Below are 21,329 nucleotides of genomic sequence, written 5' to 3'. Positions count from 1 at the left end.
CCGGGCGGCGTTTTTCGTTTCGGGAATTCAGGACTAGCCGATGCGATCGCCGCTTGCCGGATCGAACAGATGGAGCGATGCCGGATCAGCCGACAGGCGCACGGCCTCACCCGGCTTCACGCTGGCCCGGCCCATGGCAAACACGCAGACCTGCTGGCCGGCAAGCCTGGCATAGAACTGGGTGGACAGGCCGAGCGGCTCCACGACGCCCACCTCGCCCTTTAGCGCACCATTGTCGGCGAGCCGGATATGCTCGGGCCGCAAGCCGACGGTGATCGTATCGCCATCCCTGAGCGGCAGGCCGTCCGGCAGCCTCAGCTTCTGGCCGTCGGCCAGGATGGCATCCGGCTTGGCGCCCTTTTCAACTACGGCAGGCAGAAAATTCATGCCGGGCGAGCCGATGAACCCGGCGACGAACATGTTGACCGGCCGGTCGTACAGATCGAGCGGCACACCGACCTGCTGGACGAGGCCGTCATGCATGACGACGATGCGGTCGGCCATTGTCATCGCTTCGGTCTGGTCGTGGGTGACATAGACCGAAGTGGTCTTCAATTGCTGGTGCAGCGCCTTGATCTCGGCACGCATGTGAACGCGCAGCTTGGCGTCGAGGTTCGAAAGCGGCTCGTCGAAGAGAAAGACCTTCGGATCGCGCACGATGGCCCGTCCCATGGCGACGCGCTGACGCTGGCCGCCGGATAATTGCCGAGGCAGGCGCTGCAGAAGCGCATCGAGCCCGAGCCGCTTGGCGGCACTGTCCACCCTTGCATCGATCGCCGGCTTGCCGGCCTTTCTCAGCATCAGGCTGAAACCCATGTTCTTCGACACGTCCATGTGCGGATAGAGCGCGTAGGACTGGAACACCATGGCAATGTCGCGGTCCTTTGGCGCAATGTCGTTGACCAGGCGCTCACCAATATGGATTTCGCCGTCGGAGACCTCCTCCAGCCCGGCGATCATACGCAGCAGTGTCGATTTCCCACAGCCGGACGGGCCGACCAGAACGACGAACTCGCCGTCGGCGATTTCGAGATCGACCGCGTGCAGAACGCGCACGGCTCCATAGTCTTTGCGGACTTTGTCGAGTGTAACGGAGGCCATCGATCTATCCCTTGACGGCGCCGGCGGTAAGGCCGGTGACGAGGTAGCGTTGCAGGAAGGCAAAGAAGACGCAGACCGGGATCAGCGCCAGGATGGAAGCAGCCATCATCTGTCCCCAGTCGACCGCGAATTTGCCGATATAGGTGAGCAGGCCGACCGCGAAGGTCTTCTGGTCGTCGCTGGAAATCAGCATCAGCGCAAACAGCAACTCGCTCCAGGCGGCGGTAAAGACGAAGCCGAGCGTCGCGCCCATGCCGGGTAGCGTCAGCGGCACGATCACCTTGCGCATCGCCTGCAGGCGCGTGCAGCCGTCGATCATGGCTGCCTCTTCCAGGTCTCTCGGGATGCCGTCGAAGAAAGATTGCATCAGGAAGGTCGCAAAGGCCGTATTGAACGCGGTGTAGATGATGACGAGGCCGGTCAGGCTGTTGATAAGGCCGATCTGCCCCATGATGCGGTAGATCGGCGGAATGACCATCACCAGCGGAAAAGTCTGGGTGAGCAAAAGCAGGATGGCCAGGGTCGCCTTGCCGCGGAAGGAAAATCGCGACATGGCGTAGCCGGCCAGCGTGGCAATCACCGTTACGAAGGCTGCCGTCGACACCGAAACGATAACGCTGTTCAGGAAATAGCGTGGAAAGTCGGTGGCTTCGAGCACGGTGACGAAGTTCTGCAGCGTCGCTTGCGACGGCCAAAAAGTGATGCCTTCGGAATAGAGCAGCCGCTCCGGCGTAACCGAGATCTTCAACGTCCAGAAGATCGGGAACAACGCGAAGGCCATATAGGCACCGATGCCGCCGTAAAGGCCGATGCCGCCGAGAATGCGCGAGGAGACGGAGCGTCCGGCAATCATCAGACGTGCCTCACCAGCGAGCGACGGATGCCGATCAGTGCAATCGCATAGACGATGAGCAGCACAAGCAGCAGCACCGCCACCGCGGAGGCATAGCCTTTGTCCAGCGACTTGAACGCGCTGACGTAGATATAGACCGGGACGGTAGCGGTCGAACCGGCAGGCCCGCCTTCGGTCATGACGAAGATCAGGTCGGCGAAGGTGGCGATCCATATCGTGCGCAGCATGACGGTAATGACGATGGTTGGTGCCAGGAACGGCAGCGTCACCTTGGTGAAGCGCTGCCACGGCGAGGCGCCGTCGATCGCCGCCGCCTCATGCAGTTCTGACGGGATCGACTTCAACGCCGCCAAAAGCGTGATGGCAAAAAAGGGAATGCCGAACCAGACATTGGCGACGATCGGCCCCCACATGGCTGTCGAGGGATCGGAGAGCACGTTGGTCGGCTCGGCTTTCAGCCCCAAGGCGTAGAGCCAATGCGGCAGCGGCCCGATGATCGGGTTGAACAGCCAGGCCCAGGTCAGGCCCGAGAGGAAGGATGGTACCGCCCAGGGCAGGAACACCACCGCCTGCACGATCTTTCTGCCCCGGAACGGCGTGTCGAGCAGCAGCGCCAGGCCAAGTCCAAGGAAAAATTGGAAGAACAGGCTGGCTGCCGTCCACCATAGCGTGTTGACGAGCGCCTGCCCGAGCACAGGATCCGACAGCATCGCCTGATACTGCCCAAGCCCGACATATTCGGATTTGAAAGCAGAGAATTTGCGGAACGAGTAGCCGACACCGATAACCAGCGGCACCAGGAGCACGACGACCAGCAGCGCGATCGCCGGGCTAAGATAGAGCCAAGGCTCGATCGCGGCATGGGATAGCCGCTTCTTTCGCGGCCTGCCGGCGGATCGGATTTCGGACACGGCATAGGTCATTGGTACTGGATCGTCTCCTGGGTAAGCACGGGCTGGCGACAGCGCCTTCCCCGTTTGCGGGGAGATGCCGGTCCACCCTCCGCAGCTGCAGCGCAGCTGCTGCGGAGGACGGGCAGGCGGATGAGAGGCAACACGAGCCGCGACGGGTTGGCGCCGCCCCTCATCCGTCACGTCGTGGCACCCCCTCCCCGTGAACGGGGAGAAGGAACAAAAGCTATTTCTTGTTCTTGGCCAGCCAGTCCTGCTGTTCCTTGGTCAGGAACTTGGCCCATTCGTCGGCCACGTCCTTGGCCGCCTTCTGACCAAGCAGCACTTCCTGAAAATTCTTGATCGCCACCTGGTCGACGAAATTGCCGAGATTTTCCAAATGCGTCGGAGGCGTCACCATCTCGTATTTGTCGCCGTTGTTCAGTTCCTCGAACCAGCCTTTGAATTGCTCGGTCCTGAAGTGGGCGTCCTGGTCGGCGCCGTTGTGGATTGGAATGACGCCGACTTCCTTTGCCCATTCCAGATTGTCCTTGGGCGACAACAGCGTCGCCATCAGCTTCCATGCATCGTCCTTGTGCTGGGAATTGGCGAACATCGCCCAGCCGGCATAACCGAGCGTCGGATAGGATTTGCCGCTCGGCCCGACCGGCATCGGCGCCACGGCGAAGTCGTCGGCGCTCATCTTGTCGGCGATGCCGAGCAGCGCGTCGGGATCCTGGTTCAGCATGGCGCAGGTGCCGCTGTAGAAGCCGGTGACGGTCTCGTTAAAACCCCAGCTCACCGCATCTTTCGGCGCCAGGCCGTTCTTGTACATGTCGGCGAGCATCTGCAGGCCCTTGACCGAGCCTTCCTCGTTGATGGTCGAGGTGCCGTCCTCGTTGAAATAGCCGCCCTTGCCGGCGGCGATGTTCATGAACATATGCATGCCGTTGAAGGCGCCCGGGCCGCCGCGCAGGCAGTAGCCGTATTTGCCCGGTATCGCCGAGATTTTTTTGGAGTCCTCGACGAATTCATCAAGCGTCGCCGGCGGACCGTCCAGACCGGCCTCCTTGAACAGCTTCTTGTTCCAGAACAGCGCGTTCAGGTAATAGCCGTAAGGGATCATGTACTGCTTGTTATCGACCGTCGAGCCGAACTGCTTGGCACGCTCGCCCAGCGTTTTGGCATCGTCCCATTTGGCCATGTATGGCCCGAGATCCTCGAGCTGGCCGTTGGTCGCATAGAGACCCATCCAGCGTTCCGGCATCTCGACGATGTCGGGCGTGTCGCCGGCCTGCACCATGGTGAGGAACTTCTCGAACGCCTGGCCCCAGGGCAGCGATACCAGCTCGACCTTGACGCCCGGATTGGCCGCCTCGAATTCGGCGATCTGCTTCTTGAGGAATTCGGTACGCGGCGGACTGGTGATTACCTCGACCATCTTGACCGTGGAATCGGCCAGCACGCTGCCGGCGGAAATCGCCAGACCCGCGACGGCACCAAGAAGGATGCTCAGTTTTTTCATGTTCAGCACTCCCATTTTGAACGGCTCCTTTATCTTTTTGCTCTGTCGAAGGCCTGGGCAACATCCGCCCACAGGTCTTCGACACTTTCCAATCCGACACTGAAGCGGATGGTTCGTGGGCTGACGCCGAAGCGCGCCATCGAATTCAGGCCCGGCGTCTGCTCGAGCGAGGCCTTTGCCGGAACGACCAGGCTCTCATGGCCGCCCCAACTGACGCCGATGCGAAAGAGTTTCAGGGCATCGACGAAAGCCGGGATGTCGACGTCTTCCGTCACTTCGAACGAGAACAGCCCGGCATAGCCGGCAAGCGTCGCCTTGCCTGGATGGTTGGAATAGGCCGGGTGGTTGACCCGCTCGACATGGTCATGCGCTTTCAGCCGTTCGGCGATGGTCAGCCCGCTCTTCATGTGATGCGGCAACCGCAGCGGCAATGTGCGCAGGCCACGCAGCAACAGCCAGGCCTCGAAAGGCGAAAGTTTGCCGCCGAGATAGGAATAGGTCTGCTCGTTGATATGTCGGATATGGGCGGCCGAACCGGCCACCACACCGGCAACGGTGTCGCTGTGGCCGCCGAGATATTTCGAGGCCGAATGCAGCACCAGGTCGACACCGTGCGAAATCGGCTTCTGGAACACCGGCGTCGCCCAGGAATTGTCGATCGAGGTGATGATGCCCTGCTCTTTGGCCAGCCGCGCCAGGTGGGTTATGTCCTGGAGCTCGAACATCATCGACGTCGGGCTTTCCAGGTAGAGCAGCTTGGCGCCGGGAAGTGCTGCCGCGACCGCGTCCGGATCGGAACCGTCGACATAGTCGACCTTGATGTTGAGCCGTGGCAAAAGCCGTTCGAACAGCCGGTAGGCATCGCCGTAGCAATTGCGCACGACAACCATGCGCTCACCGGCACCGACGAAAGCAAGCACCGTGGCGCTGATCGCCGCCATGCCGCTGGAAAAGCCGCGCGCGGCCTCCGCGCCTTCGAGAGCGGCGACACGCGCCTCGAACTCCATGACCGTCGGGTTGTCGCCGCGCGAATAGATCGGCTGACGTCGCCTGCCGGCGAATGTGTCGGCCATCTCGGAATAGTTGGCGAAGGTGAAGAGCGAAGTCTGGTAGATCGGCGGGACCACCGCGCCGCCGGGGAAAGGCTCGTCATGGGCGAGAAGCGTCGCTGCCTCGGCGAGATAGTCGTTTTCGAAACCGGCGGGATGATCGCTCATTTCTGGCCTGAAAGTTCGAGTTTGGCCGCGCCGCGCTTCAGATCGTCCTCGACGGTGGCGATCAGCTTGAGCGCCTCGGCCCGGGCCCCCTCCGGATCGTGCGCGGCGATGCGTTCGTAGATGGTGCGGTGGTAAGGAAAGCTGGCGTGGCCGAAATCACGCACGCCGAGCGGATGCTCCCAGAAACGATGGAACAGTTCGTGCATGGCGGCGATGATCTGCTCGAACAGCGGATTGCCGGAACTGCGGTAGATCGACTGGTGGAATTCCCAGTCCTCCTCCGCCGACATCCCGGCGCGGGTGTGGAAGGCCTGCTCCATAATGTCGAGCTTGCGCCCGATCTCCACGAGATCTGCCTGGCCCGCGCGGACGGCGCACAGGGCGGCGGCTTCCGCTTCCAGTGCCCGGCGGATTTCCAGCGTCTGCATCAGGCTGGTGAAATCATTGCCGCCGGCCAGCGTCAGCGGCATGTGCAGCATGTCCAGCGAGACCACTCCCTTGAGATAGGTGCCGCTGCCTTGCCGCCGTTCGACCAGGCCGAGCCCTTCCCAGCGCGTCAGCGCCTCGCGCACGGTGTTGCGGCTCACCTTGAGGCGCTCGGCAAGGATGCGTTCGGTCGGCAGTCTCTGGCCGGGCCCGAGAGCTTCCCGCATCACAAAGCCGGCCAGCGCCTTGAGCACCGCGTCGTCGCGAGCAGTTGCCTGTATGGGGGAAAGGCCGAATTCGGTCATGCCGACGGGTCACCAAATGGCTCAATGGTCCAACCAATTTCTGCATAGAAGACAGGCCCTGTCAACCGACTGCGGGCGCATACGCTCTGCCCAGCCGGCTATTTCAAAGGGCGCTGTCGCTGCCGCGAAAAAAACAAGCGTTTTCCGGGTCTTGCGGTCGCGTTGACCCGGCAATTGGTGTTCGGTGCTAAGCCGCCTTGGCGACGACGCGATTGCGGCCGCCGCTCTTGGCTTCGTAGAGCGCAAGGTCGGCGCGTTTCATCAGCGCCGAGACCGTGTCCACCCCTTTCAGCACCGACGAAACGCCGACGCTGACGGTGACTTCGACGGCTTTGCCTTCGGCGCCGACGGGAAACGGCAGTTGGGCGATTTCGGCGCGAATGCGCTCGGCGACCTTTTCGGCCACCGCGCCGTCGGTGTCCGGCATCACCACGACGAACTCCTCGCCGCCGAAGCGGCAGGCCAGGTCGATGCCGCGCACATTCTTGCGCAGCCGCCGCGCGAATTCGCGCAGCACGTCGTCGCCGCCGTCATGGCCATGCGCGTCGTTGATGCTCTTGAAGCGGTCCAGATCGGTGATCATCACCGACAGCGGCCGGCGCCGTGCCACGGCGCGGTCAAACAGCGTTTGCAGATGGCTGTCGAGATAGCGGCGGTTGTGCAGGCCGGTCAGGGCATCGGTCACCGCCATCTCGATGGTCTGGGTGACGCTGGCGCGAAGCTGGTCGTTGTAGCGCTTGCGGCGCACCTGCGTACGCAGCCGCGCGGTCAGCTCCTGCTGGTCGATCGGCCGCATCAGATAATCGTTGATGCCGAGTTCGAGGCCGCGGATGATACGCCCCTCCTCGCCCTCGTCCGCCAGAAGGATGATCGGCAGGAAACGGGTGCGATCGAGCGAGCGCAATTGCGAGCAGAGCCTCAGCGGGTCGAAATCGGCGAAGGCCGTCGAGATCATCACGCATTCATACGGCTGCTCGGCGGCCTGGAAGAAGCCTGCATGCGGATCGTTGGCGACGTCGAGATCGGCACTGCCGCGCAGCATCTTCTGGACGCGCTCGAACGAGGATTTGCGCTCGTCGACCAGCAGCACCTTCGGCACCGCGTCGTCGGCAGCGAAGTTGCGGCTCAAAAGCTCCTCGATGCCGATATTGCGTGTCGTCGAGGCGCGCAGCCGCAGCTCGTCGGTCAGCGATTTCAGCCTGACCAGGCTCTTGACGCGCGTCATCAGCTGCAGATCGTTGACCGGCTTGGTCAAAAAATCGTCGGCGCCGGCCTCGAGGCCGCGCACCCGGTCCGAAACCTGGTCGAGCGCGGTGATCATCACGACAGGGATGTGCGATGTCGCCGGGTCGCCCTTCAGCCGCCGGCAGACCTCGAATCCGTCCATGTCGGGCATCATCACGTCGAGCAGCACGACGTCGACCTTGCCGTTCTCGCAGATCTCGATCGCGTCCGGCCCGTTGGTGGCGGTCAGGACCTCGAAATATTCGGCGAGCAGCCGAACCTCCAGCAGCCTGACATTGGCTGGGATGTCGTCGACGACGAGGATCCGCGCGGTCATTTCACAAAGCTCCGGCTCGGCTGAGAAGGGACATCAGGCATCGCCCAGGTAGGATTTGATGGTTTCGATGAAACGCGGCACCGAGATCGGCTTGGAGATATATGCCTCGCAGCCGCCCTGGCGAATGCGCTCCTCGTCCCCCTTCATCGCGAAGGCGGTGACGGCGATGACCGGGATGACGTGGAGATCATCGTCCTCCTTCAGCCATTTGGTGACCTCGAGGCCCGACACTTCCGGCAGCTGGATGTCCATCAGGATGAGGTCCGGCCTGTGCTGCCGCGCCAGATCCAGCGCTTCCAGGCCGTTGCGTGTGCGCACCGTCTCGTAGCCGCTCGCTTCGATGAGGTCGCGAAAGAGCTTCATGTTGAGCTCGTTGTCTTCGACGATCATAACCTTCTTTGGCATCGATTTCCCGTCCCGGCTGGCCTTCCACTCGAAGGGTGCCGTCATGCGCCCCTTGTCGGCACGCACCAAACCTGTTCCCACTATACGGCAATATGATTGACGAAACGGAAACCGGTCGCCCTAAAAGCGTTCGGATTCCAGGTCGGCGAGCTTGCTGCCGGCGACACTTGCCACTACTGCGAAAACAGAACGATTCCGCCCATGAAGGAAGGTAGCGATGGCAAACGCAGCGTCAATGCGCGAGGAAGCGGAAACGGTTGCCGTAAAGGCGTTGGGCTTCGTCGCCGCCGATCCGGAACTTCTGCCCCGCTTCCTGGCGATCACCGGCATCGAAGCCCATTCCATCCGCCGGGCGGCCGGCGAGCCGGGATTCCTGGCCGGCGTGCTGCAGTTCATCCTTGCCCACGAGCCGACGCTGATGCGTTTTTCCGAGGAGACCGGAACGCCGCCCGCCGCAGTCGGCAAGGCATTGCGGGCGCTGCCGCTCGGCGACGACGACCACGAGCGTTCGGTATGAGCGACGATCCCGAGACGGCGCGGCAGATCGAGGAGCTGGCCGACGACGACCGGCCGCTGCTGGTGCTCGATGTCGACGACGTCGTGCTCGAATTCATCCGGCCGTTTCCGCATTTCCTCAAATCGCGCGGCTTCGGCCTGACGCTGGCTTCCTTCCGCCTCACCGGCAACATCACCGAAACGGCGAGCGGCCGTTTGATCGAACAGCCCCAGGTTACGGCACTTCTGGGGGAATTCTTTGACGCCCAGGCCGATTGGCAAAGCATCACCGACGGTGCCGAGGATGCTCTTGCAGCGCTTAGCGACAGCGCCGAGATCGTTCTGCTAACCGCCATGCCGCACAAGCACCGCGTGGTGCGCCGTGCGCATCTCGACGCGTTCGGATTGCCCTACCCGCTTTTGACCACCGAAATGGCCAAGGGACCGGCGGTGGCCAAATTGCGCGGCAACAAGGGCCGCCCGGTCGCTTTCGTCGACGATCAGCCGTCCAATCTTGTGTCGGTGCAGAACTCGGTCGCCGATGCGTATCTCTTCCATCTGATGGCCGACAATTCGCTGCGCGCTTTCCTGCCGCCGCCGCCGGACGGCGTCAGAGTCGTCGAAGACTGGCGCGACGCCGCGCCGAAGATCGCGAGCGCTCTGGGGCTTTAATGCGAGCGCTCAGGGCTGCAGCTTCGGTCCTGCCCCGCCATTGTCGCCGCCGTCCGAATCCTCGCCCCCGGTCGAATTGTCCGTTCCATTCGCGCCATCATCGCCCGAGTTGTCATCCTGGCCGGCGCTGTCGTCCTGGACTTCATCCGGCCCCTTCAGCATGGCGCCGTTGACCGCAACGGACCCATCGGCCTTGGTGTTGATCACCCATTCAAGCCGGCCATCCGGCAGCGTCTTGCCAAAACCTTTGACGGCCAGCGCAAAGGGGAAGGCCTGCGCCATCTGCTCATCGCTCTTGGCGCCTTCCTTCAGGGCATCGACGATCTTGTCGTAGCCGGCCACAGCGACGGTCACGGTCGCATCAGGCTTTTCGCCGCCCGGGAAAGTCATCTCGCCTTCCATGGCGACTTCGACGTCGCCATTCTTCACGGTCGAGTGGCCGAGGATTACTTTGGGTTTCTTGGCCTTGAAATCGGCGACCAAAGCCTTGCCGAATTCCCCCGGCAACGGCGGATTCTTATTGAGATCAAAGGCTTCGATCGCCTTCTTCGCCATCGTGTCGAGATCGATATTGGCACCGCCGAAGTTAAGGTCGATATCCGTCGGCACCAGTGGACCAGTCCAGGCGGGCAGCAATTGCCGGGGGATCGTCAGACCGGAGGCCTTGATCCCATAGTTGATTTTGCCGTTCTGGGAGACGCCATCCATGCCGCTAGCCAAATCCAACTGCTTCGCACCCCACTTGCCGACTGGGCTCTCAATTGCGAAATCCTTGAAGGCGTACGTTCCGTCGATTCTTTCCCAGACAGGCAACGCCGCAAGGAGACGTGACTTAAGTTCCGCCTGATTTACTTTCAGTTTCGCCTCGTCTTCATTAGCGACGGCAAAAGCAAGCAGATCCATCAACGGCTTTGTCCGAACACCCTTGCCGTTTGCATGCACCGAAAGTTCCGGCGCATTGAGGGTGACCGGGAAATTCAACCCTCGCTCGGGATCGTTGATTTTGAGGACTTCAGCAAAATTCAAGATCTTTTCCGCGACAGTGAAATCGATGCCGCCGTTCGCCGATTTCGTCGAATTTAGCGTGGCGGTGCCGGCACCGGCAGAGACATCGGCCTCTTGCTTCGGCTCCCGGGTTTTCATCGTTATAGCGTCCATTGACCCCGTGGCGCTGACGAAGGCCACCAGGGCCGGATCATATACACCGGTGAACTTGTTGTTCGACACCGAAAAGTCGATGTGCTGCGGCCCTTGAGGCCCCTTGAAATCGAACGATCCGGTCAGCGACGTATCCGCCGACACGTCCCACTGCCCGTCCTGGCGCGGCTTGACCCGCATGTCGTAAGGCGTGACGTCGAACTTGAAGGAATCCTGTTTCGACAGCAAAGCGACGAGCGGCTTGAAATCGACGGCGAGTTTGTACGCATCGCCGTCGGCAGTGATTTTCACCAGCCCGATATCGAAACCCTGCCTGCCGAAATAATGTGCCAGATCATCGGTAAGCTTCTTCGCGCCTTGGCTGTCGACGGTCTGGGCGAAAGCGGGCGCGCTAAACGCGACGGCGAGAACAAGTGGCAATACACGCTTCACGTCGATTCTCCGTTGTCTCGGGCCAAATCATTGCTTGTGTTAGTGAAACAGCGTTACAGCGGCAAGACGCCGACTGTAGGCCAAAAGCGCATCCGGCTAAAGCACCAGCCGCACCAGCGGTCGGCCTGGCTTACGTTCGACCAATCGCTGGAACCCGGCCTTTTCGAAGACCCGCGACGAGCCGACGAACAGCCCGATCGAGCGCGAATCCTTCGACAGGTCGATCGGGCAGGCCTCGATCAGCCGCGCGCCGTTCTCGCGGGCGAACTCGATGCCGCCTTGGACCAGGCGGTGCGACAGGCCCTTGCCCCGTGCTTTGGTGCGGATGAAGAAGCAGGAGATCGCCCAGACGCCCAGATCGCTGGCGTCGGCGGGGTCGATCGGCGCCGACCCCCTGCCCTGGTTGTTCCATTCGGGCACGTCGGCACGCGGGCCGATCTGCATCCAGCCGACCGCCTGGCCACCCTCGAAAGCCAGCAGGCCGGGCGGCGGCCCGGCCTCGATCCGCGCCTTGATGTGGTCCTTGTTGCGCTCCCGGTTGCTCGCGCGGCGTGCTGCGGGCGACAGCCGGAAATGTGTGCACCAGCAGCCGTAGCAGGCGCCTTGCCTACCGAAAAGATCTTCGAAATCCGCCCAAAGCTCGGGCACTAGCGGCGCTATGGTCGTATTCATGAGCTCTCTCCCGGCCCACCGCCTTGTCGTGGCATCCGTCCTGACGTACCATTGCATTTGTTCTCTTTATGTTCGCAGCGATGGCGGCCCCTGTCAACAATTCCGAACACGGTTTTTGCCGCGACTGCCTGAGTTTTCAGTGCAGCGAGGCACGCCGTTGCGAGCGCTGCGGCAGTCCACGGCTCGCCCGCCATCCGGAGCTCTACCGGCTGCGCCTTGCGCATATCGATTGCGACGCGTTCTACGCGGCGGTCGAAAAGCGCGACAACCCGGCGTTGAAGGACCGGCCATTGATCATCGGCGGCGGCAAGCGCGGCGTCGTCTCCACCGCATGCTACATTGCCCGCATCCACGGCGTGCGCTCGGCAATGCCGATGTTCAAGGCGCTCGAAGCCTGTCCGGAAGCGGTGGTCCTGCCGCCGGACATGGAAAAATACGTCCGCGTCGGCCGTGAGGTGCGCGCTATGATGCAGGCGCTGACGCCGCTGGTCGAGCCGCTCTCGATCGACGAGGCCTTTCTCGACCTCGCCGGCACCGAGCGCCTGCATGGCCTGCCGCCTGCGGTGGTGCTGGCGCGCTTCGCACTCGGCGTGGAAAAGGAGATCGGCATCACCGTTTCGGCCGGTCTTTCCTACTGCAAGTTCCTGGCCAAGGTGGCATCGGACTTCCGCAAGCCGCGCGGCTTTTCGGTGATCGGCGAGGCCGAGGCTATCGGCTTCCTGGCCGAGCAGCCGGTGACGCTGATCTGGGGGGTCGGCAAGGCCTTTGCCGCCACCCTCGAGCGCGACGGCATCCGCACCATCGGCCAGTTGCAGCGCATGGAACGTGGCGATCTGATGCGCCGCTACGGCGTCATGGGCGACCGGCTCTACCGGCTTTCGCGCGGCGAGGACGACCGTCGCGTCGTTCCCGACCAGGACGCGAAAAGCGTCTCGGCGGAAACCACTTTCGATACCGACATCGCCTCCGTCGACGAACTGGTTTCGGTGCTGAGGGCGCTGTCGGAAAAAGTCTCGGCCCGGCTGAAGAAATCCGGCATTGCCGGACGCACCGTCGTCCTCAAGCTGAAGACCCAGGATTTCAAGATCCGCACGCGCAATCGCCAGCTCGGCGATCCGACCCGGCTGGCCGACCGCATCTTTCAGACCGGGCTCGAGCTGCTGCGCAAGGAAGCGGATGGCACGAAATACCGGCTGCTCGGCATTGGCGTCAGCGATCTCTCCGACGATGACCGGGCGGACCCGCCCGATCTGGTCGACGTCCAGTCACGCAAGCGCGCCATGGCCGAAGGCGCCATCGACACGCTGCGCGGCAAGTTCGGCCGCAGGGCGGTGGAAACCGGCTATACCTTCGGCAAGGGCCGCGATGCCCATCCGCCCGAACCGGTCGAGGAATGATACCGGCATGTTTGAGATTCAGGTCAGGCCGAGTCGAGAAGGGTGGTTTCCGAGAACCGGAGCGGAGCGCACTTGTGAGTACGTGAGCACTGGATGCGCAGGAAACCGCCTTTCGCAGGCCGGCCTCACCTGAATATCAACTTGCCCCAGTCACGTGCGCTGCAGATCGATCCGGGTGGTCACCACACTCTTCCCGGTTTTCGGATCGGTATCGACGACGATCAGCCGCATGCCATTCTCGCCGTTCTTCTCGACCGTCATTTGCGCCTTGCGATCGCCATTGACCTCCTTGGCCCAACGGATGCCGAGATTGATTGCGTTGCCGGAGCGGCTGCCGCTCAATTGCGCCGGCCCGGTGCGCGATCCGACATAGGTGCCGGTGTATTTCGTCCCGCTCGATTTGAGATCGGCGCTGATGGCGCGCGTTACCACGATAAGACCGCGGCAGCTGCCGTCGAGCGATAGCGAGCTCGACGTTGCGTCGGAATTGAAATAACAGGAGACATTCACCGTCGGCGCATCGGTGGTCACCTTGACGATGCCTTTGCCGGCGAAATTCCCCTGGAATGAGCGAAGAAAATCCGGATCGTCGGCATGCGCTGTCCCGGCCCCGGCCCCGGCCGTCAGGCAGCCGGCAAGTACAAATCGTGCAAGTGATTTCATCGGACCGCTCCTCGTTGGTATCCAAAACACAGCACGCAAACACTGAGGGACCAACGCTTCCCTCAGCGGCGGGTTCCGGCTTCAACATCACTGTTTGCAACGCTGCACGGCTGGCCCAGTCGAATGCGTCGGCTAGCGGTTGCGATGAGCGCTCCGGCTTGCGACATAGCCGCATGGCACCCGCACCCTCGATCCCCAAGGCCGCGTTCTGGATGGCGCTGTCGATCGCCTCGTTCCTGGCGATGTCGGTGGCCGGCCGTGCCACGACGGCCGAACTAAACGTCTTCCAGGTGCTCGAGCTGCGCTCGGTGATCGGCTTTTTCATCCTGTTGCCGCTGGTCATGATGTCAGGCGGTTTTGCGGCGATGCGCACCGGACGCCCGCTGGCTCATATCGCCCGCAACGTCGTCCACTATACCGGCCAGACTGCCTGGCTCTACGCCCTGACGCTGATCCCGCTTGCGGTACTGATCTCGATCGAATTCACGACGCCGATCTGGACCGCTTTGCTGGCCGTCGCTTTCCTCGGCGAAAGGCTGTCCCGGCCACGGCTGGCGGCGATCGTGCTCGGGCTGATCGGCGTTGTGATCATCGTGCGTCCGGGCGTCGGCGCGGTCAATCCGGGACATGTCATCGTGCTGGGAGCCGCGGTCTGCTTCGGCGTCTCGGTGGTCCTCGTCAAGTCGCTGACGCGGACGGACAGCGTCGTGCGCATCATCTTCTGGATGCTGATCATCCAGTCGCTGCTTGGCCTCGTCCCGGCGCTTTACGAATGGCGCAACCCGCCGCTTGAGCTCTGGCCGTGGATCCTGCTCATCGCCTTCACCGGCATGTCGTCGCATTTCTGCATGGCCCGCGCACTTGTCTATGCCGATGCGACGGTCATCTCGCCAATGGACTTTTTGCGCGTGCCGCTGTCGGCGGTGATCGGATGGCTGCTCTATCACGAGCAGATCGACGCCTTCACCGCCGGTGGCGCCCTGCTGATCCTCATGGGAAATCTGCTCAACCTGCAGCGGAGAGCACCGCAACCGGCGGAGATCGCCGCTTCATAAGCGTGCGCTAACTCTTAGACCAGTTCCACCTCGACCACGCCCGGCACCGCCCGCATCGCCGACGCGATCTGCGGCGATACGCGGTAGCGGTTGGGCAACTCGATCTCGACCTCGCCCTCGCCGCCTTCCTTGATGACGATGATGCTCACCTGACTGTCGCCACGCTGGCCAAGCTGCGATTGGATTGTCGATGCCGGTGCGTCATTTCTGACGAAGATGCGCAACGCTTTCTGGATACGGCTTGCCTCTTCCTCCAACGACTGCACGGTCTGGATGCGCAGATTGACGCCTTCAGGCCTGTCCTCGGCCGAAACGGTGATCACCACCGAGCGGCCGGGTTCGAGCAAGTCGCGGTATTGCGCCAGCCCCTCGGAAAACAGCACCGCTTCATACTGGCCGGACGTGTCGGAGAACTGCACGACGCCCATCTTGTTGCCGGTGCGCGTCTTGCGCTCCTGCTTGGTGGTCACCGTGCCGGCGAGCCGGCCGGCGGCAGCACCGCGTTTGACGGCGGCCGAAAACTCGCCCCAGGTCTGCACCCGCATTTTCTGCAGCGCCGCCTTGTATTCGTCGAGCGGATGCGCCGAGAGATAGAACCCGACCACCTGGAATTCACGATGCAGGCGGTCGGCGGCGAGCCAGGGATCGGTCGCCGGCAAGTTGAGCGCCTGCGACTGTGCGCCGAGCGAGGCGCCAAAGATGTCATGCTGGCCGGTGACGGCATTCTGCTGCGCCAGCGACGCCAGCCCCATCATCCGCTCGACGCCGGCCATCATCGCCGCGCGGTCATGACCGAAGCAGTCGAGCGCGCCGGCCATGATCAGGCTTTCGAAGACGCGCTTGCCGACGATCTTCGGATCGACCCTTTCACAGAAATCGGCGAGACTCTTGAAGGGTTTTTCGCCGCGCGTGGCGACGATGTGCTCGACCGCCGCATCGCCGACGCCCTTGAGCGCGGCCAGCGAATAGAAGATGCGGTTCTCGCCGACCTCGAAATCCCGGAACGACGTCATGACCGACGGCGCCACCACCTCGATGCCGAGGCGCAGCGCATCCTGGCGGAAATCGGCGAGCTTGTCCGTATTGCCCATGTCGAGCGTCATCGATGCCGCCAGGAATTCGACGGGGTAATGCGCCTTCAGATAGGCGGTCTGGTAGGAGACGACGGCATAGGCGGCGGCATGCGATTTGTTGAAACCGTAGTCGGCAAACTTTGCCAGCAGGTCGAAGATGAAGTCGGCTTGCGGCTTGCCGACGCCGCGCTCGACCGCGCCCGAAACAAAGCGCTCGCGCTGCTTGTCCATCTCGGCGCGGATCTTCTTGCCCATGGCGCGGCGCAGCAGATCGGCTTCGCCCAGCGAATAGCCGGAGAGCTCCTGCGCGATCTGCATCACCTGTTCCTGGTAGACGATGACGCCTTGCGTCTCCTTGACGAGATGGTCGATCTTCGGGTGGATCGACGCCATCTCCTCCTCGCCGTGCTTTCTGGCGTTGTAGGTCGGTATGTTCTCCATCGGCCCCGGCCGGTAGAGCGCGACCAGCGCGATAATGTCCTCGATACAGTCGGGCCGCATGCCGATCAGCGCCTTGCGCATGCCGGCACTTTCCACCTGGAACACGCCGACCACCTCGCCGCGCGACAGCATGGCGTAGGTTTCGGGGTCGTCGAGCGGAATGTGGGCAAGATCGATCTCGATCCCGCGGCGGCGGATCAGCTTGACGGCCCTGTCCAGCACCGTCAGCGTCTTCAGGCCAAGGAAGTCGAATTTCACCAGCCCGGCCTGCTCGACATATTTCATGTTGAACTGCGTGACCGGCATGTCCGAGCGCGGATCGCGGTACATCGGCACCAGCTCCGACAGCGGCCGGTCGCCGATGACGATGCCGGCGGCGTGCGTCGAGGCGTGCCGATAAAGACCTTCCAGTTTCTGCGCCGTATCGAGCAGCGTCTGCACGATCGGCTCACGCTCCGCCTCTTCGGCAAAGCGCGGCTCGTTGGCGATGGCGTCGGCGAGCTTGACCGGATTGGCCGGGTTCGACGGCACCATCTTGCTCAGCTTGTCGACCTGCCCGTAAGGCATCTGCAGCACGCGGCCGACGTCGCGCAGCACCGCGCGCGCCTGCAGCGTGCCGAAGGTGATGATCTGGCCAACCTGGTCGCGGCCGTATTTCTGCTGGACGTAGCGGATGACTTCCTCGCGCCGGTCCTGGCAGAAGTCGATGTCGAAGTCGGGCATCGACACGCGGTCGGGATTGAGGAAGCGCTCGAACAGCAGCGAAAAACGCAGTGGGTCGATGTCGGTGATGGTCGTGGCATAGGCGACCAGCGAGCCGGCGCCCGATCCGCGGCCCGGGCCGACCGGAATCCCTTGTGCCTTGGCCCATTTGATGAAGTCGGCAACGATCAGGAAATAGCCCGGATATTTCATCTTCTCGATGACGCCGAGCTCGAAATCCAGCCTTTCGCGATATTGCTCGACGGTATAGCCGGGCGTCGGCCCGTGCGCCGCCAGCCGCGCCTCTAGCCCTTCATGCGCCTGCCTGGCAAGCTCTTGCGCCTCCGCCTTGACCGCAGCATCGGCGTCGGCGACATCGCGGCCGGCAAAGCGCGGCAGAATCGGATTGCGGGTCTTCGGGTAATACGAGCAGCGCAGCGCGATCTCGACGGTGTTGTCGATTGCTTCCGGCAGGTCGGCGAACAGCCTCGCCATATCGGCCTGGCCTCTCAGGAAGTGGTCGGGCGAAAGGCGGCGGCGATTGTCGGCCGCAACCACGGAACCTTCGGCGATGGCGATCAGGGCGTCATGCGCCTCATAGTCTTCACGAGAGAAGAAAAACGCCTCGTTGGTGGCAACCAGCGGCAGATCGTGGCGGTAGGCGAGATCGACCGACGACTGCTCGATGGCGCGGTCATAGCCGGACACGCGCTCAAGCTCGACATAGAGCCGGTCGCCGAACAGGCTCTTGAGCGCCGAGAGCCGGGTCTCGGCGAGTTCGCGGCGATCCTGTTTCAATGCAGTGCCTATCGGACCGCGCGGCCCGCCCGTAAGGCAGATCAATCCGTCGGTGTGGCCCTGCAGCATCTCGCTCGTCAGATGCACCGCTTCGCAGGGCGGTGTCTCGAGGTAGACGCGGCTGACCAGCCTGACCAGATTGCCGTAGCCGGCCTCGGTTGCGGCGATCAGGACGACCGGCCGCATCTCCGGTCCTTGCCGCCGGCGGTCGCGCTGGCTGTCGCTCGCCTCGCCGGAAAAGGCGAGGTCGATCTGGCAGCCGATGATCGGCTGGATGCCGTCCTTTACCGCCTTCTGGGCGAATTCCAGCGCGCCGAACAGATTGTTGGTGTCGGTGACGGCGATTGCCGGGCATTCGTCCTGCACCGCATGGCCGACGATCTTGCCGAGCTGCAAGGCACCTTCGAGCAGCGAATAGGCCGAATGCACGCGCAGATGAATGAACCGACGCGCCGCCGCCTCCGCCCGCGACGCCTTTGCATAGGCCTCGCGCAGCAAGGGATCGCGTGGAAGTCTCTCATCCGCCATGGTTTTTTCGCGCCGCCTCACAAGGACTCAGTCGATGAAGATGTATTGTCCGGCACCGGGTAACACGAGTCCAGCGGTAGTGATTGGAGCTTTGGAAGTTTAGAGCAACCGCCGAATCTGCCAATCTCCCCCCTCGTGGGGGAGATGTCCGGCAGGACAGAGAGGGCGCTGTCCCGCCAACCTCAGGTCGGAAACACAAAACCCGCCACAGCGGGCGGGTCGTTGGAGCCAATTAGCACCAAATTACTAGCATAGCTGCCGGCACAAAGCAAGAACAAAATACGTTGTGACGGCAAAAAAGTGCGAATTCCTCACGGCCTCGCCTTGTCCCTCCTCAAGCGAGCATGCTCAACCAATTGCAAAGTCGCGTTCCTTCGCGCCCCCTCTGTCCTGCCGGACATCTCCCCCACGAGGGGGGAGATTGGCCATCATCTCGGCTTTCGCCAATTTCCAACGTTGCAGGAGCGAGCGAGGCGCCGAGGCTGCCAATCTCCCCCCTGGAGGGGGAGATGTCCGGCAGGACAGAGGGGGGCGCTGTCCCGCCAACTTCTGACGGGCGTCGAGGGCGGGGGTTTCGGCCTCACGCGAATTCCATGATCACCGCATCAACGGCAAGGCTGTCGCCTGGCCTGGCGTTGAGCTTCGAGACGATGAGATCGCGCTCGGCGCGCAGCACGTTTTCCATCTTCATCGCCTCGACCACGGCCAGCGTCTCGCCGGCCTTGACCTCCTGCCCCTCGGCAACGGCGATCGAGACGACGAGGCCGGGCATCGGGCAGAGCAGCATCTTGGAGGTGTCCGGCGCCACTTTTTCCGGCATCAGCCGTTCGAGCTCGGCGGTGCGCGGCAGCATGGCGCGGGCTGTCACCGAGATGCCTTTCCAGGCGATGCGGAACCCGTTCAGCACCGGCCTGACTTGCGCCGCGACCTTGCGGCCGCCGACCGTGCCGCGCCAGATGAGATCGCCCGGCCGCCAGTCGGATGCCACCGTTAGCGGTTTGCCGCCGTCGATTGTGAGGTCGAGCTCCATCGGAATGGAAATCATGCCTTCGACGATGGCAACCGAAAGATAATCCCGGCCGATCTTCACCGCCCAATCGCGTTTCAAGGCGCCCGAATGCGGCGCCAGCCGCCCGCCCAGCCGGTCGAGCCGGTCGCGGCGCAGCAGTTCGACCGCGGTTGCGATCGCGGCCAGCACCGCGTTTTCTTCGCTGTTCGGCACAATGGGTGCGAAGCCGTCGGGATACTCCTCGGCGATGAACGCCGTCGATAGCCGCCCTTCCCGCCAGCGCGGATGCTGCATCAGCGCCGCCAGGAACGGTATGTTGTGCTCGATGCCGTCGACGACGAAACTGTCCAGCGCTTCCGACATCGCGTCGATCGCCGCCAGCCGTGTCGGCGCCCAGGTGCACAGCTTGGCGACCATCGGGTCGTAGAACATCGAGATTTCCGAGCCTTCGGTAACGCCGGTATCGTTGCGGATGACGATTTCGCCGAATTTTCCCTCTTCCGGCGGCCGGTATTTCGTCAGCCTGCCGATCGACGGCAGAAAGTTGCGATACGGATCTTCGGCATAGAGGCGGCTTTCCACCGCCCAGCCATTCAGCTTGACGTCGCTCTGCTTGATGGCGAGCTTTTCGCCGGCTGCCACGCGGATCATCTGCTCGACCAGGTCGATGCCGGTGACGAGTTCCGTCACCGGATGCTCGACCTGCAGCCGCGTGTTCATTTCCAGGAAATAGAAGTTCTTGTCGCTGTCGACGATGAACTCGACGGTGCCGGCGCTCTGGTAGTCGACGGCCTTGGCCAGCGCCACCGACTGCTCGCCCATGGCTTTGCGGGTCTTGGCGTCGAGGAACGGCGACGGCGCCTCCTCCACGACCTTCTGGTTGCGGCGCTGGATCGAGCATTCGCGCTCGCCGAGATAGAGCGTGTTGCCATGCGCGTCGGCGAGCACCTGGATTTCGATATGGCGCGGATCGACGATGAATTTTTCGATGAAGACGCGGTCATCGCCGAACGAGCTTTTCGCCTCCGACCGCGCCCGGTCGAAGCCGTCGCGCACCTCTGCCTTGCTCCAGGCGATGCGCATGCCCTTGCCGCCGCCGCCGGCCGAAGCCTTGATCATCACGGGATAGCCGATTTCGCCGGCTATTCTTTCGGCATGGGCGGCGCTTTCGACGACGCCGAGCCAGCCGGGCACCGTCGACAACTTGGCCGCGTTGGCGAACTTCTTCGATTCGATCTTGTCGCCCATCGCCTTGATGGCCTTGGGCTTCGGGCCGATGAAGACGATGCCTTGCTGCTCCAGCGCTTCGCAGAAGGATGCCCGCTCGGACAGGAAACCGTAGCCGGGATGCACGGCCTCTGCTCCTGTCGCCTTGCAGGCGGCGATGATCTTTTCCGCGACCAGATAACTTTGCGCAGCCGGCGAAGGCCCGATATGCACCGCCTCGTCGGCCATTTCGACATGCACGGCGTCGCGGTCGGCGTCGGAATGGACCGCGACGGTGGCGATGCCCATCTTGCGCGCCGTCTTGATCACGCGGCAGGCGATCTCGCCACGGTTGGCGACCAGGATCTTTGTGAACATGCAGGCCTCGTCCCTCGGCTGCCCTTCTTTTACGGGCTTCCCGTTTTATGGGCTTCAGGGGGCCGGTCAAGGCAAAGTCGGAGCCTATCCCGCATGCAAATCGGCGGGCGCTGACGAAAATCCGGGGTCAGAACGTCGCTTCGTGCATAGCGCAGAGCTGAATGGTAAGTTAAATCTAACCTGGATTGCAGACTGCCTTGGGAGGATTGCCTGATGAAAACGCGCGCCGCTGTCGCCGTCGCCGCCGGAAAGCCGCTGCAGATCATGGAGGTCGACCTCGACGGTCCGCGTGATGGCGAGGTGCTGGTCGAGATCAAGGCAACCGGCATCTGCCACACCGACGAGTTCACGCTGTCGGGCGCCGACC

At 62.8% G+C, this 21,329-nt stretch carries 17 protein-coding genes and 1 pseudogene; 5 read left to right on the top strand and 13 right to left on the bottom strand.

Translation table 11 applies throughout. The features are described 5' to 3' along the window. Positions 1 to 33: 33 nt before the first annotated feature. The 8 genes from NKH16_RS00090 to NKH16_RS00055 all read right to left on the bottom strand — a co-directional run bounded on the left by NKH16_RS00090 (position 34) and on the right by NKH16_RS00055 (position 8,328). The gene (locus NKH16_RS00090) at positions 34 to 1,101 is read right to left on the bottom strand and encodes an ABC transporter ATP-binding protein (RefSeq protein ID WP_352742555.1); all 1,068 of its coding nucleotides are present in this window, start codon (positions 1,099 to 1,101) and stop codon (positions 34 to 36) included. A gap of 4 nt (positions 1,102 to 1,105) precedes the next feature. Further along, positions 1,106 to 1,954 carry a carbohydrate ABC transporter permease gene (locus NKH16_RS00085; RefSeq protein ID WP_352684119.1) on the bottom strand — a complete coding sequence of 283 codons (849 nt, stop codon included), beginning with the start codon at positions 1,952 to 1,954 and terminating at the stop codon, positions 1,106 to 1,108. Next, positions 1,954 to 2,877, bottom strand: coding sequence for a carbohydrate ABC transporter permease (locus NKH16_RS00080; protein ID WP_023679983.1), 924 nt, complete (start codon positions 2,875 to 2,877; stop codon positions 1,954 to 1,956). The genes NKH16_RS00085 and NKH16_RS00080 overlap by 1 nt, the downstream gene beginning before the upstream one ends. Positions 2,878 to 3,091: 214 nt before the next feature. After that, entirely contained in the window at positions 3,092 to 4,369 is a 1,278-nt protein-coding gene (locus NKH16_RS00075; protein ID WP_031212851.1) for an ABC transporter substrate-binding protein, read from the bottom strand. 29 nt (positions 4,370 to 4,398) lie between these two features. Beyond that, positions 4,399 to 5,586, bottom strand: coding sequence for a PLP-dependent transferase (locus tag NKH16_RS00070; protein WP_352594496.1), 1,188 nt, complete (start codon positions 5,584 to 5,586; stop codon positions 4,399 to 4,401). Further along, on the bottom strand, positions 5,583 to 6,317 hold the full coding sequence (locus NKH16_RS00065; RefSeq protein WP_023679986.1) for a FadR/GntR family transcriptional regulator: 735 nt from the start codon (positions 6,315 to 6,317) through the stop codon (positions 5,583 to 5,585). The genes NKH16_RS00070 and NKH16_RS00065 overlap by 4 nt, the downstream gene beginning before the upstream one ends. A 187-nt stretch (positions 6,318 to 6,504) precedes the next feature. Beyond that, complete coding sequence (locus NKH16_RS00060) at positions 6,505 to 7,878, bottom strand: PleD family two-component system response regulator (protein ID WP_352897894.1); 1,374 nt, start codon at positions 7,876 to 7,878, stop codon at positions 6,505 to 6,507. 33 nt (positions 7,879 to 7,911) lie between these two features. Continuing rightward, the gene (locus NKH16_RS00055) at positions 7,912 to 8,328 is read right to left on the bottom strand and encodes a response regulator (protein ID WP_348625950.1); all 417 of its coding nucleotides are present in this window, start codon (positions 8,326 to 8,328) and stop codon (positions 7,912 to 7,914) included. A 172-nt stretch (positions 8,329 to 8,500) separates the two neighbouring features. Between NKH16_RS00055 and NKH16_RS00050 the strand changes: the two genes are divergently transcribed. Beyond that, on the top strand, positions 8,501 to 8,800 hold the full coding sequence (locus NKH16_RS00050) for a DUF3572 domain-containing protein (RefSeq protein ID WP_352897891.1): 300 nt from the start codon (positions 8,501 to 8,503) through the stop codon (positions 8,798 to 8,800). After that, complete coding sequence (locus tag NKH16_RS00045) at positions 8,797 to 9,450, top strand: hypothetical protein (RefSeq protein WP_352897888.1); 654 nt, start codon at positions 8,797 to 8,799, stop codon at positions 9,448 to 9,450. Before NKH16_RS00050 ends, NKH16_RS00045 begins: the two co-directional genes overlap by 4 nt. 9 nt (positions 9,451 to 9,459) lie before the next feature. On the opposite strand, the gene NKH16_RS00040 is transcribed toward NKH16_RS00045, so the two are convergent. Together NKH16_RS00040 and NKH16_RS00035 are read right to left on the bottom strand one after the other, a co-directional pair. Beyond that, positions 9,460 to 11,040 (bottom strand): hypothetical protein, encoded by a 1,581-nt coding sequence (locus NKH16_RS00040; protein WP_352742545.1) that lies wholly within the window; start codon positions 11,038 to 11,040, stop codon positions 9,460 to 9,462. 96 nt (positions 11,041 to 11,136) lie between these two features. Then, positions 11,137 to 11,712 carry a GNAT family N-acetyltransferase gene (locus NKH16_RS00035; RefSeq protein WP_352742543.1) on the bottom strand — a complete coding sequence of 192 codons (576 nt, stop codon included), beginning with the start codon at positions 11,710 to 11,712 and terminating at the stop codon, positions 11,137 to 11,139. A 68-nt stretch (positions 11,713 to 11,780) separates the two neighbouring features. On the opposite strand from NKH16_RS00035, the gene NKH16_RS00030 reads away from it, so the two are divergent. Beyond that, positions 11,781 to 13,109 carry a DNA polymerase IV gene (locus NKH16_RS00030; protein ID WP_352742541.1) on the top strand — a complete coding sequence of 443 codons (1,329 nt, stop codon included), beginning with the start codon at positions 11,781 to 11,783 and terminating at the stop codon, positions 13,107 to 13,109. Positions 13,110 to 13,259: 150 nt separating this feature from the next. On the opposite strand, the gene NKH16_RS00025 is transcribed toward NKH16_RS00030, so the two are convergent. After that, a complete protein-coding gene (locus NKH16_RS00025; RefSeq protein ID WP_352742539.1) occupies positions 13,260 to 13,772 on the bottom strand; it encodes a hypothetical protein in 513 nt (170 codons plus the stop codon). A gap of 173 nt (positions 13,773 to 13,945) precedes the next feature. Here NKH16_RS00025 and NKH16_RS00020 point away from each other — a divergent pair, with 173 nt between their 5' ends. After that, positions 13,946 to 14,827 carry a DMT family transporter gene (locus tag NKH16_RS00020; RefSeq protein WP_352742537.1) on the top strand — a complete coding sequence of 294 codons (882 nt, stop codon included), beginning with the start codon at positions 13,946 to 13,948 and terminating at the stop codon, positions 14,825 to 14,827. A 14-nt stretch (positions 14,828 to 14,841) separates the two neighbouring features. Here NKH16_RS00020 and dnaE read toward each other — a convergent pair whose 3' ends face one another. Together dnaE and NKH16_RS00010 are read right to left on the bottom strand one after the other, a co-directional pair. Further along, complete coding sequence (gene dnaE / locus NKH16_RS00015; RefSeq protein WP_352742535.1) at positions 14,842 to 18,369, bottom strand: DNA polymerase III subunit alpha; 3,528 nt, start codon at positions 18,367 to 18,369, stop codon at positions 14,842 to 14,844. A gap of 580 nt (positions 18,370 to 18,949) precedes the next feature. Then, positions 18,950 to 20,962 carry an acetyl-CoA carboxylase biotin carboxylase subunit gene (locus NKH16_RS00010; RefSeq protein WP_352742533.1) on the bottom strand — a complete coding sequence of 671 codons (2,013 nt, stop codon included), beginning with the start codon at positions 20,960 to 20,962 and terminating at the stop codon, positions 18,950 to 18,952. A gap of 213 nt (positions 20,963 to 21,175) precedes the next feature. Between NKH16_RS00010 and NKH16_RS00005 the strand changes: the two are divergent. Further along, positions 21,176 to 21,329, top strand: a pseudogene (locus NKH16_RS00005) (S-(hydroxymethyl)glutathione dehydrogenase); the annotation flags it as partial.

It is taken from the genome of Mesorhizobium sp. M1307, from assembly GCF_040318155.1.
In the GTDB taxonomy this organism is placed as follows: domain Bacteria; phylum Pseudomonadota; class Alphaproteobacteria; order Rhizobiales; family Rhizobiaceae; genus Mesorhizobium.
This window is presented reverse-complemented; position numbering and strand designations above follow the sequence as displayed.